This is a genomic window from Variovorax sp. 160MFSha2.1, from assembly GCF_048305075.1.
GTDB lineage: Bacteria > Pseudomonadota > Gammaproteobacteria > Burkholderiales > Burkholderiaceae_C > Variovorax > Variovorax guangxiensis.
The window spans coordinates 4,055,668-4,068,467 of record NZ_CP157624.1; the positions used below are offsets into that span (position 1 = coordinate 4,055,668).

The following is a 12,800-nucleotide window of genomic DNA, read 5'->3' on the forward strand; positions in this document are numbered from 1 at the left end:
AAAGCCGTTTCTTCTTCACAGAGCGTTTCACATTGCGGCGAGCTGCGCCTTTCCCATCGTCGGATACTGGCCACGGATGCAGCCCCCGACGATTCCTTTCCACCTCACCCGCGCCGAACTGCTGCGCATGGGCGCCGCGCTGTGCGCCAGCGCCGCGCTCCCCGCCTTCGCCCAACCCCAGTCCAAGCCAGCCATGAACACCCGCCCCATCCCCTCCACCCGCGAGGCGCTGCCCGTGATCGGCTGCGGCACCTGGATCGGCTTCGACCAGCGCCCCGGCACCGAGGAATACGCGCGCCTGCCCGGCGTGCTCGAGGCTCTCTTCGCAGCCGGCGGCACGGTGATCGACAGCTCGCCGATGTACGGCCGCTCCGAGGAAACCACCGGCGAGCTGCTGGCAGCATCGAAGCAGCAGGTCAGGCCCTTCCTCGCCACCAAGGTGTGGACCTCGGGCCGCGAGGCCGGCATCGCGCAGATGGAGCAGTCCTTCGCGCGGCTGCGCACGCAGCACATGGACCTGATGCAGGTGCACAACCTCGTCGACTGGCGCACGCATCTCGCCACGCTGCGCGGCTGGAAGGAAAAGGGCCGCGTGCGCTACATCGGCGTCACGCACTACACGGCCTCGGCCTACGGCGAGGTCGAGGCGGTGCTGAAGGCCGAGAAGCTCGATTTCCTGCAGATCAACTACTCGCTCGATGCGAGCGAGGCCGAGCAGCGCCTGCTGCCGCTGGCCGCCGAGCGCGGCGTGGCGGTGATCGTCAACATGCCCTTCGGCGGCGGCGGACTGCTGCGCCGGCTGCGCGACAAGCCGCTGCCGCCCTGGGCCGCCGAGATCGGCTGCAACAGCTGGGCGCAGGTGCTGCTGAAGTTCGTGCTGAGCCACCCGGCCGTGACCTGCGCCATACCGGGCACCAGCCGCCGCGAGCACATGGCCGACAACGCGGCCGCCGGCGCGGGCAGCTTTCCCGACGCGGCCTTCTGGCGCCGCGAGGCCGCTGCTATTCGAACTTGACGTTGTGCTCGCGCACGGTGGCGCCGAAGGCGTCGTACTGCGTGCGGAAGAACTCGGTGAACTTCGCGGGGCTCATGCCATAGCCCTCGAAGCCCTGCTGCACCAGCTGCGCGTGCACCTCGGGGCGCTTGAGCGTGTTCTGCAGTTCCTGCGAGAGCCTGTCGGTGATCGCCTGCGGCAGCCCCGGCGGCCCGAAGAAGCCGGCCCACGGCGTGATGGTGAGCTTGCCCAGCCCCAGCTCGCCGCCCGTGGGCACGTCGGGCAACAGGGCGCTGCGCTGCGGCAGCAGCGTCACCAGCGCGCGGATGCGCCCTTCCTTCACGAAGCCCGGCGCCAGCGTGCCGGTGGTGAACATCATCTGGATCTGCCCACCCAGCAGGTCGGTCATGGCCTGCATGTCGCCCTTGTAGCGCGCGTTGACCACCTTGCGGTCGCCCAGCAGCTGCAGCATCGCGAGCTCCGAGGCGCTGTTGCTCGACGCCGAATTGAGCGCGCCGGGCTTCGACGCCACCAGCGCGAGCAGCTCGTTCACGCTCTTCACCGGCAGGCTCGCAGGCACCACCAGGAACATCGAGAACTGCCCGGCCGAGCTGATCGGCGTGAAGGCCTTGAAGGGGTCGTAGGGCGGCGTCGGCCGTAGCGTGGGCGCGGCCACCATGGCGGTGTTGGTGCCCATCAGCAGCGTGTAGCCATCGGGCCTGGCCGACGAGGTGGCCTGCGCGGCCAGCACGCCGTCGGCGCCGGGGCGGTTCTCCACGATCACCTGCTGGCCGAGCTGCTTGGACAGGCCCTCCGCGATGATGCGCGTGAGCACGTCGGCGCCGCCGCCGGCCGCGAAACCGACGATCAGCTTCAGCGGCTTGTTGGGGAATGTGTCGGCGCTCCATGCCGCCGTGCCGGGCAATGCCGTGGCGGCGGCAAGGGCCGCCAGGGCGAGTGTTCTGCGTCGCATGATGACGGCCCTCCGCTTCAGAAGAGATGGCGCACGCCGAATTCCCAGCCGGTCGAGCGATGCCCGGCCGCCGGCGCCACGCCGCCGCTGACCACGTAGCGCGCCTGCCCGCTGTTCATCAGCCGTGCGTAGGTGCCGTAGAGCGCGGTGCGCTTGGAGAGGTTGTGCACGTAGCCGATGCCGAACTGCCGCGCGTCGTCGCGGTTGCGCGGCATGCCGTTGGCGTTGCGCAGGCTCTCGTCGCTGCGGTCGTCGAGGTAGGCGTAGCTGATGCGGATGCGCCCCACCTCGAAGGCCGGGATGTGCGCGCCGATCTCGGCCGTGTTCTTGCGCACCGTGCCGGCCGCCAGCTTCACCGTCACCTTGTTGTAGAGCGCGAAGAACTTGGCGAAGCCCGCGTCCCACGAGCCGCCGATGTTGGCGTGCGTGTAGTTGCCGACAGTGGCGGTGGCATTGAATTTCGAGCGCGTGACGGCCGCCGCCACGTCGAAGGCGCCCGATGCGAAGCCGAAGCGCGCGCCCGCGAAGTTGCCGTCGTGGCGGTTCGCCAGGGTCGAGTCGTTCTCGCCGATGCCCACCATCGCCATGCCGTAGAAGCCGCCGAGGTTGGGCGGCAGCCAGTAGCTCACCGTGTTGCTGCCGGTGATGGTGGTGGGCAGCGGCCCGGTGCCCACGGCCGCGAAGGTGAGGTTGCCCGCGCGCGCCACGCCGTTGGCGTTGAACGGGTCGAAGTAGATGCTGTTGTAGTGAGTGGGAATGAAGTCGTGGCCCAGCCGCAGCTCGCCCAGCTTGTCCGACGACAGGCTCACGAAGGACATGCGGTCGAAGGTGATGGGGCCCGCCGTGCCCGCGCCGCTTGCCTGATTGTTGGAATTGCTCGGGCGGCCGGTGCCGGTGTCGGGGTTCAGGCTGCCTTCGAGCCAGAAACCCGCGCGCAGGCCGCCGCCCAGGTCCTCGGTGCCGCGAAAGCCCAGCCGGCTGGTGGAAAGCCCGCCGTTGGACAGCGACTTCACCGAGCCGCCGCCCGGACCGGCGCCGTTCGTGTACTGGATGCCGAGGTCCATCACGCCGAACACGGTCACGCTGGATTGCGCCTGTGCAACGCCGGTGCCGGCCAGCCCCAGCGCCGACCACATCAAGATTCTCTTCATGGTTTCTTGTCTCCTGCTTCTTCTCTTGGGTTGAAAAACTCGGAACGACCGCGCAGGGCTGCGCCACCGGATGCGGACGGGGGTCCGCACCGGTTGGCGAAAGCCGTGATCGGAAGAGGTCTAGCCCGGGGGCGCGGTGCGCTCGACGCGCACGAGGACGGCGCCCTTCGAAAGCGGCCCCACGTTGCGCCGGTACTGCTGCAGCCAGCCGGTGTCGTGCACCGGCGGCGGCGCCTGCCAGTCGTCGCGGCGCGCCTGCAGTTCGGCGTCTGTCAGGTCGATGTCGAGCCGGCGCGCGTCGAGGTCGATGGTGATGACGTCGCCGTCGCGCACCAACCCGAGCGGACCGCCGAGCGCGGCCTCTGGCGACACCTCGGCCACCACCAGCCCCTTGCAGACCAGGCCCGAGAGATGCCCGTCGGTCAGCAGCGCCACCTGGTCGCCCAGCCCCGCGCCGTCGACGGCGAAGACCACGCGCGACGCCCCGCCGCCCATCGCCGGGCCGCCGCAGGCACCGGCGCCGCGCATCACGACGACCTGGCCGGGCACGATCTCGCCCTTCTTCAGCGCGGCGATGGCGGCGTCCGAAGTCCAGAAGCACACGGCCGGGCCGGCGAAGCGCCGCACCTTGCGCTCGGCGATGCCGGTCTTGATGAGGCCCGACTCGGGCGCGAGGTTGCCGCGCAGCAGCACGATGGCCGGCAGCGGCGCCACCGGGCGGCCAATGGGGCGGATCACTTCGGCGTTCGCCACCTCGGCATCACGCAGGTTGTCGGCGACCGTACCGCCGGTGACGGTGCGCGCGCCGGTGTCGAGCAGCGGCTCCAGCTGCTTCATCAGCGCGCGGCAGCCGCCGGCCGCCTCGAAGGCTTCGATGGAGTCGTTGCCGATGGGACGCACGCCGGCCAGCACCGGCGTCTCGGGGCCGAGGCGCTCGAACATGCCGTACACGTCGACACCGGTCTCGCCCTCGGTCGCCACCGCCTGCAGGTGCTTGGCGGTGTTGAGCGAGCCGCCGATGGACAGCACCGCGCGCACCGCGTTGGCGAAGGCGCCGGGCGTGAGGATGTCGCGGGGCTTCAGGTCGTCCCACACCATCTGCACGATGCGCGTGCCGGCCGCGCGCACGTCGGCCATCATCTTCGGGCTCAGCGCCGCGACCGGCGCGCTGCCCGGCAGCGCCATGCCGAGCGCCTCGCAGACGATGTGCATCGAGTTCGCCGTGCCCAGGCCCGAGCACACGCCGGGGCCGCGGATGGCCTCCCGGCTCATGCCCACGAGTTCTTCCACCGGCAGGTTGCCGGTGACGGCGTGCATCGCACCGATGAACACCTCCTCGATGTCCATGTGGTGGCCCTTGTACTCGCCGCTGGGCTGGTAGCCGCAGGGCACGAGCAGCGTCGGGATGTTCAGCCGCGCGGCCGCCATGAGCTGGCCCGGCACGGTCTTGTCGCAGGAGGTGAGGCAGACCATGCCGTCGAGTTGCGCGCCTTCGACGGCCACCTCGATGTCGTTGGTGACGAGGTCGCGCGCCGCCAGCATGTAGGCGCCGCGCGCGCCGGCGCCGGTGATGAAGTCGCTGGGCGCGGCCGTGCGGATCTCGAAGGGCACGCCGCCCGCCGCGCGGATGGCCTCCTTGATCTCCGCCGCCACGCGGTCGAGGTGGCTGAAGCAGGCGGCCAGCTCGGAGGAGCTGTTGACGATCGCGATCTTGGGCTTCTCGCAGTCCTCCTCCGGGATGCCGAGCGCGCGCCAGTGCGCGTTGCGCACCGACCAGAGGTAGGAGCCGCGCGGGAAGTTGCTGCGTAGCGGTCGGGTCATTCGGCACCTTCCTGTTTCTTCTTCGTGATCTCGACCACGCCGCGGTCGGCGTCCACGCGCACCCAGTCGCCGGTCTCTATGCATTCGAGCGGGTCGCGCTCGAAGTCGGTCATCGAAGGCGCATGCGTGACCACCGCGCCCAGCGCCATCTTGGTCGTCATCTCGTTGAACAGGAAAGCGGCCGGCGCCGATTTCATGAGCCGCGTCATGTGGAACATGGCCGACCAGCCCGAGGAGCCCTTGGCGCCCGGAAACACCAGCACCTTGCCCGCGAAGCTCTGCCCGCGCAGCTCGTGCCGAGTCTCGACGACGGTGCCGGTACGCGGGTCGATGCCGCCCCAGCCCGAGATGCGGTCGCGCGTGACCAGCGCCTCGCCTTCCGCGACGCCGCCCACCACCTTGCGGCCGCGGATGACGATGGTCCGTTGTTCGGTAATGACTTCGGCGTTCATTGCAATACCTCCGTGCTTCGCACTGCGGTGCGAGCTTGCTTGGGGCGGCCCGGCGCGGCGCTCATGCGTAGCCCCCGTTCCAGCGGCCCGTGCATGCAGCATCGATGCATTCGGCCGTGCTGCCGAACCAGGCCTGCACGCCGAGGATGGCGGGCAGGTAGTGGGCCTGCTTGGCCGAATCGAGCGCGACGGTCTTCGTGCCCTTGGGCATGGCGCGGCTCATGGCGGAGCAGCTGTCGCCCATGATGATGCCGCCCGCGTCCTCGATGATCCTGGTGTAGCCGTTGCGGTCGGCCAGCGCCTTGATGGCGCGGGGCGTGAAGATCCACAGCTCGCAGTCGGGGTGCACCTTGCGCCCTTCGATGAGCTGCGCGGCCTCCCAGATCTGCTCGATGGTGTAGTGCGGGCAGCCCAGCATCACGTACTGCACCTCGACGTCCTTCGCCGTGATGTTGATCTTCTCGTAGGTGGCGCGGCGCTCGGCCTCGCCGTAGCGCAGCACCTGCACCGGGGCGCGCCCGCCCAGTGCCTGTTCGAGCGTGAGCGCCTCGGGCGTGACGCCGGCGATGTGATACATCTCCACGCCGCCCGAAGACGACGCCGCCGCGCCGAAGTGCTTGAGCCTCGGCAGGTTCGGCACCCGCGAGATGCCGCGCCGGCTGTGCACCACCGGCACGCGCTCCTGCACGTGCTCTCCGATGTAGTAGCCCAGCAGGCCCCAGTCCTGCACCGACTCGACATCGATGTCGAGCTCGACCACGTGCGTGGCGTGGCGGTTCTGGTCGAGGTGGTAGCCCCAGTAGGGAATGCGGCCGGTGAGCATGGCCGCGCCAGTGCTCTCGCGGCCTTCGGTGTTGGTGCGCGCGCCCAGCACCGAATTGCAGTACACGACCGCCGACGACTCCATCCATGCGCAGTGCTCGCCGCGCGTCGGGATGTTGCCGACCTGGTAGGGCGTGCAGGTGTTCATGATCTGCGCGCCGAGGCCGGCGGCGTGGCGCTCGCTCTTCTCGTAGAAACGCACGATCTCCTCGCTCACGCCCATGCGTTCGGGCTGGCCGGGGTCGAAGCCCAGCTGCAGGTGGCTGGTGAAGACCTTGAACTTCGGGATCTCGACGGTCTCCTGGCTGTCGAGGCTGAATTCGGAGAACACCGCGTCCATGCCGCCGCCCTTGGCGAGCGCGAAGTCGCGCTGGAAGGGCGTGGTCGAGGTGATGGTGGCGCAGACGTTGCGCGTCTCGACCAGTCGCTCGGCGCCCAATGCTTCGCCGTAGCGCACCAGCAGGTCCATCGCCTTCTGCACCGCCGGGCCGTCGCGCCCGTCGTACATGGCCTTTTCTTCATCGCTCAGGTGCATGACCTGTGTCTCCGTTCTTTCTTGTGTCGTGGGGATCGGGCCCCGGCCGGGCCTGCTAGCCCGGCGAGGGTGTGGGTGTGGGCGTCGGCACGTGGCCGCCGATGTCTCGCGCGATGCTCAGCGCGATGTCGTGCAGGCGCGGCGCGAGTTCGTTGCGCAGGCGCTCCTCGGTGAAGACGAAGGCGGCGCCGCCGCCGTTGAGCGCCATCACCTCGCCGTCGGGCCCGATGAGCGGCACCGACACCGAGTTGATCTCGCGGTGGAACTCGCCCAGCGAGAGGCAGTAGCCCAGCCGCTTCGATTCGCCGATGGCGCGGTTCATGCCAGGCGCGATGCTGTCCCACTCGGGGCCGCGCAGCAGGCGCATCGAATCGATGAGCTGGTTGCGCTGCGCCTCCGGCAGCGCCGAGAGGTACGCGCGGCCGAGCGCCGAGTTGGCCAGCGGCGCGCGCGAGCCGACGTCCAGCCGCGCAGAAAGCATTGACGAGCGCGGGCGGCAGGCTTCGATCAGCACCATCTCCATGCCGTCGCGCACGGCCAGGTAGACGGAGGCGCCGACCTCTTCCGCCATCGCTTGCATGCTGGGCCGCGCGGCGGCGCGCACGTCGAGGCTGCCGAGGAACACACGCGAGAGCGACACCACGCCCGGCCCGAGCATGAAGCGGTCGGCCGCCTGCGCCGGCTTGAGCATGCCCAGCGAGAGCAGCGTGGCGACCAGCCGGTTGACGGTGGCGCGCGGAATGCCGGTCATGCGCGCCAGGTCGGCATGGCCGAGCACCGGGCGGTCTTCGCTGAAGCAGCGCAGCACGGAGATGCCGCGCTCCAGCGCGCTCACGGTGTCGGAGCGCTCGCCGCGCGCGTCGGCCTGCTGTTCGGCCGGGGGGAAAGAGGTGTCGTTCTTTTCGGTGGACATGGAGGAACCCTTCGCAAGACTCTCAGGATCGGGACTCCCGAATGTAGAGGCTCGCGGACGGAGGGTTGCCGGGTTCATGGCCGCGCGAGTTCCAGTGCAGGCCCATCAGGCGCCGGCCTCGGCCGTGGCCAGCGGGGCGCTGTCGCCCTGCCCGGCACCGGCACGCAGGTACACGCCCTGCTCCAGCAGCGCGGACTGCAGCGCGCCCACGTCGACGAAGCGCGGCGCGATGTCGCCGCGCGAGGCCAGCGCCGCGGCCATGCCTGCCGCCTGGCCGGTGATCCAGCACTGCGGGATCTCGCGCATGAAGCCATGCGAGTTGCGGTCGCAGGAGATGTGGCGCCCACAGGCCAGCAGGCCGTCGAGCTGCCTGGGCACCAGCGCGCCGTAGGGAATGGAGATGTTCGGGAACTTGGGCGAGACGGCGGGCGACACGCCGATCTCGTCGGCCAGCGGCACGCCGTCGGGCCACTGGCTGCGCAGCACCGAGCCCACGCCGACGAGGCGCCGCGCATGGCGCACGCCGATCTGCGGCGCGCTCAGCATCAGGTAGGCGTTCTCGAAACCCGGCGCATGGGCGCGGAAGTAGTCCAGGTGCGCGGCCATCGCGCGGTGCGAGCGCACCTCCACTGCCGTGAGGTCGTCCACGTCGAGCGCCGAGTAGCCCGACTGGCGCGGCCCCATGAAGAGTGCCACGTCGTTGCGCCAGGAGACGAAGGGCCGCTCGAACAGGCCGCACTGCTCGCGCCCGCCCGCCATGAAGGCGGTGAAGGCCTCGGGCTGGCCGGCCTTGAATTCGATCCAGCGGTTCATGTCCACGCCGCCGAAGAGCCACGAGGTGTTCATGCAGTGATGCACGTCGGCCTCCTCGATGTCGTTCACGTACTCGGCGCCGGCGCGGGCGAACAGGTCGCCGTCGCCGGTGGCGTCGACCACCACGTCGGCCATGATGGCCATGCGGCCTTCCTTGCTCTCGAACACCACGCCCTTGACGGCGCCGTCCTGCACGATGGGAATGGCGGCCCACGAGTGATAGATGAGCTTGACCTGGCGCTCCAGCACGATCTCCTGCGAGAGCAGCTTGAGCCGCTCGGGGTCGATGGTGGGCGACCAGGTGACGACGCCGTGGTAGGCGGCGGTGCGCTGCGACCAGTGGGCGGCCTTGGCGGCGTCCTGCGAGCCCCAGTCCTCGCGCGCCGGGCCGGCGATGGCCTCGGCCGGCAGGCGGTCGAACAGCTCCTCGGCGAAGCCGCGGATGACCAGCTTGCCTTCCCAGTCGGTCATGCGGTCGATCCAGATGACGAGCCCGCCGGTTGAAAGACCACCCAGGTGGTTGTAGCGCTCGAGCAGCGCCACGTCGGCGCCCGCGCGGGCGGCGGCGGCGGCGGCCGCGGTGCCGGAGGGGCCGCCGCCCACCACCAGCACGCCGCAGCGGTGATAGACCGGGATGCTCTTGCCGGGCTCGGCCCAGCTGCCGTGGTCAGGCCGCTTGACGCGGCTGTCGCGGTCGAAGATGTCGGAGGACAGGATGCGTTCGTCGGTACGGACGACAGTTTTCATGAATGCGTTCTCGGCTTGGCTTGTTTCGTCGTATTTTGATTTCACTTTCCATTTTTTGAAAGTTAAAAGTCCAATATTTGGGGTATTCCCTAGTAAATATGGATTTTTATGGATTTCAAGATCAATATTAAAGAAGCATTCCAACGGAGACATCGATGAAGAAACCCCACGGCACCCGCCGTGCCTTCGGCTCGGCCATCGGCGCCGCAGTCCTTCTGGGCCTCGCGCCCCTGGCCATGGCGCAGGACTTCCCGGCGCGCGGCAAGCCCATCCGCATCGTCGTGGGCTTCACGCCCGGCGGCGGCACCGACGCGCAGGCGCGCATCGTTGCGCAGAAGCTCGGCGAGGTTCTGAACACCAGCGTGATCGTCGACAACAAGCCCGGCGCCAGCACCATGCTGGCGGCCAACGAGGTGTCGCGCGCCCAGCCCGACGGCTACACGCTGCTGTACGCGCCCTCGTCCACCATGGCGCAGAACCCGCACACCTTCGCGCAGGTGCCCTACGACCCGTTCAAGGACTTCACCGCCATCTCGATGGGCGGGCGCGGGCCGCTGGTGCTGTCGCTGAGCACCAGCGTGCCGGTGAACAACGTGAAGGAGCTGGTGGCCTACGTGAAGGCACACCCGGGCAAGGTGAGCTATGCCTCCTTCGGCGCGGGAACCTCTTCGCACATCTACGGCGAGGCCTTCGTGAAGAAGACCGGCATCGACGCGGTGCACATTCCGTACAAGGGCGGCTCCGACGCGGCGAAGGACCTGATCGGCGGGCGCGTGCAGTACATGTTCGACTCGGCCTCCTCGGCCATCATCACGGCCTCCAGCGGCAAAGTGAAGATCCTCGCGGTGGCCTCCAATGCGCGCATCGCGGCGCTGCCCGACGTGCCCACGTTCGCCGAGCAGGGCTACGCCGGGCTCGACCTGCCGAGCTGGCTGGGCTTCTACGGTCCGGCGCGCATGCCGGCGCCGGTGGTCGCGAAGCTCAACACGGCACTCACGAAGGTGCTGGCGATGCCGCAGGTGCAGGAGTTCTATCGCAGCGGCGGTTACGAGGCGGGAGCGACCTCGCCGGAGGAATTCGCCAGCATCACGCGCTCCACCTACGACAGTTGGGGCGCGATGGTGCAGCAGGTGGGGCTGGTCAAGCAATGAACGACAAGCCCCTTTCCCGCCGCCGGATTGCCGCGTGCCTCGCGCTCGGTGCCGCCATGCCTGCGCTGCTTGCGCATGCCACCGCGCCCTTTCCGGAAAAGGGCCGCACCATCCGCATCGTGCTGGGCCTGGCGGCCGGCGGCGCCTCGGACGCGCAGGCGCGCTTCGTCGCCAACAAGCTCGGCGAGGTGCTGCAGACGCCGGTGATCGTGGAGAGCCGGCCGGGCGCGAGCTTCATCCTCGCGACCGAGGAGGTGATCCGCGCCGCGCCCGACGGCTACACCTTCATGTACGCGCCCTCCTCCGTGGTGACGCAGAACCCGCAGACGCTGGCGCAGGTGCGCTACGACCCGTTCAAGGACCTCACGCCGATCTCGCTCGGCGCGCGCGGCCCGCTGGTGCTGACCGTGCATGCGAGCGTGCCGGCGCGCACGGTGCAGGAACTGGTGGCGTACATCAAGGCCAACCCGGGGAAGATGAGCTATGCCTCCTTCGGCACCGGCACCTCCTCGCACATCTACGGCGAAGCCTTTGCGCGGCAGGCCGGGCTGGACGTGGTACATGTGCCGTACAAGGGCGGCGCCGACGCGGCCAGGGACTTCCTCGCGGGCCGTGTGCAGTACTACTTCGACGCGGCGCCCAATGCCATCCAGAACACGGCCACCGGCAAGGTGCGCATGCTGGCCGTGGCCGCACCGAAGCGCAGTCCGATGCTGCCCGACGTGCCCACCATGGGCGAACAGGGCGTGAGCGGCGTCGACATGCCGAGCTGGCTGGGCTTCTATGGCCCGGCGCGCATGCCGGCACCGGTGGTCGAAAAGCTCAATGCCGCGCTGGCCCAGGTGCTGGCGATGCCCGCCACGCGCGACTTCTTCCGCCAGGGCGCGTACGAGGCCGAGTCGTCGAGCCCGAAGCAGCTGGCCGACCTGACGCGCTCGACCTACGACCAGTGGGGCGACATCATCCGCAAGCTGGGGCTGGTGAAGCAGCAGCAATAACAGCTGCAGCGAGGCTCAGCGGAAGAACTCCACGAGCCGCGCGTTGACCTCGTCGGCGCGCTCGTACTGCGCCCAGTGCCCGGCGCCGTCGATCACCACGCCTTCGCGCGCCGGCCCTTCGGCCGCCAGTTGAGCCACCAGCGGGCGCGGATCGGCCGTAACGTCGAACTCGCCCCACAGCAGCAGCGTCGGCACACCCATCGTGGCCAGCGCCTGCTGCAGCCCGCCCGACTGCGACACCTCCTTGCTGCGAAAGCGCGTGCCGTGGCAGGAGACGTCGTGGATGGCGAACGCCAGCTCGTCGATGGCGGCCGCGTCATGCAGCATCAGCGCCGCCAGGTTGTGCAGCAGCGCCGCGCGCTCGGCCTCGCGGTCGGGGGCGGCGCGCCAGTTGATCATCTGCGCCGTCATGCGCCGCAGCGTGCCGTGGCCGCCGCTGCCGATCAGCGCGAGGCGACGGACCGCACCGCGACCGGCGCCGAAGCGCGCGGCCGTCAGCCCGCCGAAGGAGAAGCCGCCCAGGTCGATGACGGTACCTGCGCCGATGAGCCGGTCGAGCGTGCCGCCCAGCGCGGCGAGCAGCGGCTGCAGCGGATCTTCGCCGGATGCCACGCGCGGCGGTGCGTCGGATTCGTTGAAGCCCGGCATGTCGGGCAGCCACAGCGTGCGGCCGGCCGAGAGGGCTTCTGCATTGAGCAGCCAGTGCATCCAGCTGCCGTGGCCGCCGTGCAGCAGCACCAGCGGTGGCCGGCTGGCGTCCGTGCCGAAGCGGCGCCAGCGCACGCGCACGCCCTCGTGCACCGCGTCGTGATGGGTCGAGAGCGCGTCGATGCGCGCGATGAGGTCGGCGTTCATGGCCACATCCTCTGCAGTTCGCGTTCGCCGTCGAGGAACTGGTGCTTCAGCGCGGCCAGCACGTGCAGCCCGACTAGCACATAAAGCACGTAGCCGGCCCATTCGTGCACGCCGCCCAGCACGGTGTGCCAGGTCTCCTTCACCGTCGGCTCGATGGCCATGATCCAGCCGATGCGCGGCCATTCGAACAGGCCGAAGAGCTGCATCGGGTGCGTGGCGGCGTCCTTCCAGGCCGAGTCGTGCATCCAGCCCGACAGCGGCAGCAGGATCATCAGCACGTACAGCGCGCCGTGCGCCAGGTGGGCGGCGAAGCGCTCGAAGGCGCCGTAGGAGCCCGGCATGGCCGGCGGCCGGTGCGTGGCGCGCCAGAGGATGCGCATGATGACCAGGCCCAGCACCGTGATGCCTATGGACTTGTGGGTGTCGACGGCCGGGCGCACCCAGTCGTCGGGATAGCGGTCGACCAGCAGGATCAGCGCGATGTTGACGATCATGAGCACCGCGATCAGCCAGTGCAGCGCGATCGCGGTTCGGGTGTAGCGGGTTTGTGCGAGCATGCGGGGAATTTTCGGGCG

At 69.5% G+C, this 12,800-nt stretch carries 12 protein-coding genes; 3 read left to right on the plus strand and 9 right to left on the minus strand.

All coding sequences use genetic code 11. From position 1 onward, the window contains the following. Positions 1–76: 76 nt before the first annotated feature. A complete protein-coding gene (locus ABL838_RS18395) occupies positions 77–1,015 on the plus strand; it encodes an aldo/keto reductase (RefSeq protein ID WP_418121404.1) in 939 nt (312 codons plus the stop codon). Here ABL838_RS18395 and ABL838_RS18400 read toward each other — a convergent pair. From ABL838_RS18400 to ABL838_RS18430, 7 genes are all read right to left on the minus strand, one after another. After that, positions 1,002–1,967, minus strand: coding sequence for a Bug family tripartite tricarboxylate transporter substrate binding protein (locus ABL838_RS18400; RefSeq protein ID WP_418121405.1), 966 nt, complete (start codon positions 1,965–1,967; stop codon positions 1,002–1,004). The genes ABL838_RS18395 and ABL838_RS18400 overlap by 14 nt on opposite strands. A gap of 17 nt (positions 1,968–1,984) precedes the next feature. Continuing rightward, positions 1,985–3,118: a porin gene (locus tag ABL838_RS18405; protein ID WP_418121406.1), complete on the minus strand. Its 1,134-nt coding sequence runs from the start codon at positions 3,116–3,118 to the stop codon at positions 1,985–1,987. A 120-nt stretch (positions 3,119–3,238) separates the two neighbouring features. Then, entirely contained in the window at positions 3,239–4,939 is a 1,701-nt protein-coding gene (locus tag ABL838_RS18410) for a dihydroxy-acid dehydratase (protein WP_418121407.1), read from the minus strand. Then, entirely contained in the window at positions 4,936–5,391 is a 456-nt protein-coding gene (locus tag ABL838_RS18415) for an aconitase X swivel domain-containing protein (protein ID WP_418121408.1), read from the minus strand. Before ABL838_RS18415 ends, ABL838_RS18410 begins: the two co-directional genes overlap by 4 nt. A 61-nt stretch (positions 5,392–5,452) precedes the next feature. Then, positions 5,453–6,748, minus strand: coding sequence for an aconitase X (locus ABL838_RS18420; protein WP_418121409.1), 1,296 nt, complete (start codon positions 6,746–6,748; stop codon positions 5,453–5,455). Between the two features lie 55 nt (positions 6,749–6,803). After that, positions 6,804–7,661, minus strand: coding sequence for an IclR family transcriptional regulator (locus tag ABL838_RS18425; protein ID WP_418121410.1), 858 nt, complete (start codon positions 7,659–7,661; stop codon positions 6,804–6,806). 105 nt (positions 7,662–7,766) lie between these two features. Continuing rightward, complete coding sequence (locus ABL838_RS18430; RefSeq protein WP_418121411.1) at positions 7,767–9,221, minus strand: FAD-dependent oxidoreductase; 1,455 nt, start codon at positions 9,219–9,221, stop codon at positions 7,767–7,769. A gap of 155 nt (positions 9,222–9,376) precedes the next feature. Here ABL838_RS18430 and ABL838_RS18435 point away from each other — a divergent pair, with 155 nt between their 5' ends. Together ABL838_RS18435 and ABL838_RS18440 are read left to right on the plus strand one after the other, a co-directional pair. Beyond that, complete coding sequence (locus ABL838_RS18435) at positions 9,377–10,372, plus strand: Bug family tripartite tricarboxylate transporter substrate binding protein (RefSeq protein ID WP_418121412.1); 996 nt, start codon at positions 9,377–9,379, stop codon at positions 10,370–10,372. Further along, on the plus strand, positions 10,369–11,370 hold the full coding sequence (locus tag ABL838_RS18440) for a Bug family tripartite tricarboxylate transporter substrate binding protein (protein ID WP_418121413.1): 1,002 nt from the start codon (positions 10,369–10,371) through the stop codon (positions 11,368–11,370). The genes ABL838_RS18435 and ABL838_RS18440 overlap by 4 nt, the downstream gene beginning before the upstream one ends. A 15-nt stretch (positions 11,371–11,385) precedes the next feature. Here the strand turns inward: ABL838_RS18440 and ABL838_RS18445 are convergent, their stop codons facing one another. Both ABL838_RS18445 and ABL838_RS18450 read right to left on the minus strand, forming a co-directional pair. Beyond that, positions 11,386–12,225, minus strand: a complete 840-nt coding sequence (locus ABL838_RS18445) for an alpha/beta fold hydrolase (RefSeq protein WP_418121414.1) — start codon at positions 12,223–12,225, stop codon at positions 11,386–11,388. Continuing rightward, positions 12,222–12,782, minus strand: a complete 561-nt coding sequence (locus ABL838_RS18450; RefSeq protein ID WP_126022008.1) for a cytochrome b — start codon at positions 12,780–12,782, stop codon at positions 12,222–12,224. Before ABL838_RS18450 ends, ABL838_RS18445 begins: the two co-directional genes overlap by 4 nt. Positions 12,783–12,800: the final 18 nt, after the last annotated feature.

Bases quoted from the DNA above. Each gene is read 5' to 3' on its own strand.
- ABL838_RS18405 (WP_418121406.1), bottom strand. From the start codon at position 3,118: ATGAAGAGAATCTTGATGTGGTCGGCGCTGGGGCTGGCCGGCACCGGC.
- ABL838_RS18430 (WP_418121411.1), bottom strand. From the start codon at position 9,221: ATGAAAACTGTCGTCCGTACCGACGAACGCATCCTGTCCTCCGACATC.
- ABL838_RS18445 (WP_418121414.1), bottom strand. From the start codon at position 12,225: ATGAACGCCGACCTCATCGCGCGCATCGACGCGCTCTCGACCCATCAC.
- ABL838_RS18410 (WP_418121407.1), bottom strand. From the start codon at position 4,939: ATGACCCGACCGCTACGCAGCAACTTCCCGCGCGGCTCCTACCTCTGG.
- ABL838_RS18425 (WP_418121410.1), bottom strand. From the start codon at position 7,661: ATGTCCACCGAAAAGAACGACACCTCTTTCCCCCCGGCCGAACAGCAG.
- ABL838_RS18450 (WP_126022008.1), bottom strand. From the start codon at position 12,782: ATGCTCGCACAAACCCGCTACACCCGAACCGCGATCGCGCTGCACTGG.
- ABL838_RS18395 (WP_418121404.1), top strand. From the start codon at position 77: ATGCAGCCCCCGACGATTCCTTTCCACCTCACCCGCGCCGAACTGCTG.
- ABL838_RS18415 (WP_418121408.1), bottom strand. From the start codon at position 5,391: ATGAACGCCGAAGTCATTACCGAACAACGGACCATCGTCATCCGCGGC.
- ABL838_RS18440 (WP_418121413.1), top strand. From the start codon at position 10,369: ATGAACGACAAGCCCCTTTCCCGCCGCCGGATTGCCGCGTGCCTCGCG.
- ABL838_RS18420 (WP_418121409.1), bottom strand. From the start codon at position 6,748: ATGCACCTGAGCGATGAAGAAAAGGCCATGTACGACGGGCGCGACGGC.
- ABL838_RS18435 (WP_418121412.1), top strand. From the start codon at position 9,377: ATGAAGAAACCCCACGGCACCCGCCGTGCCTTCGGCTCGGCCATCGGC.
- ABL838_RS18400 (WP_418121405.1), bottom strand. From the start codon at position 1,967: ATGCGACGCAGAACACTCGCCCTGGCGGCCCTTGCCGCCGCCACGGCA.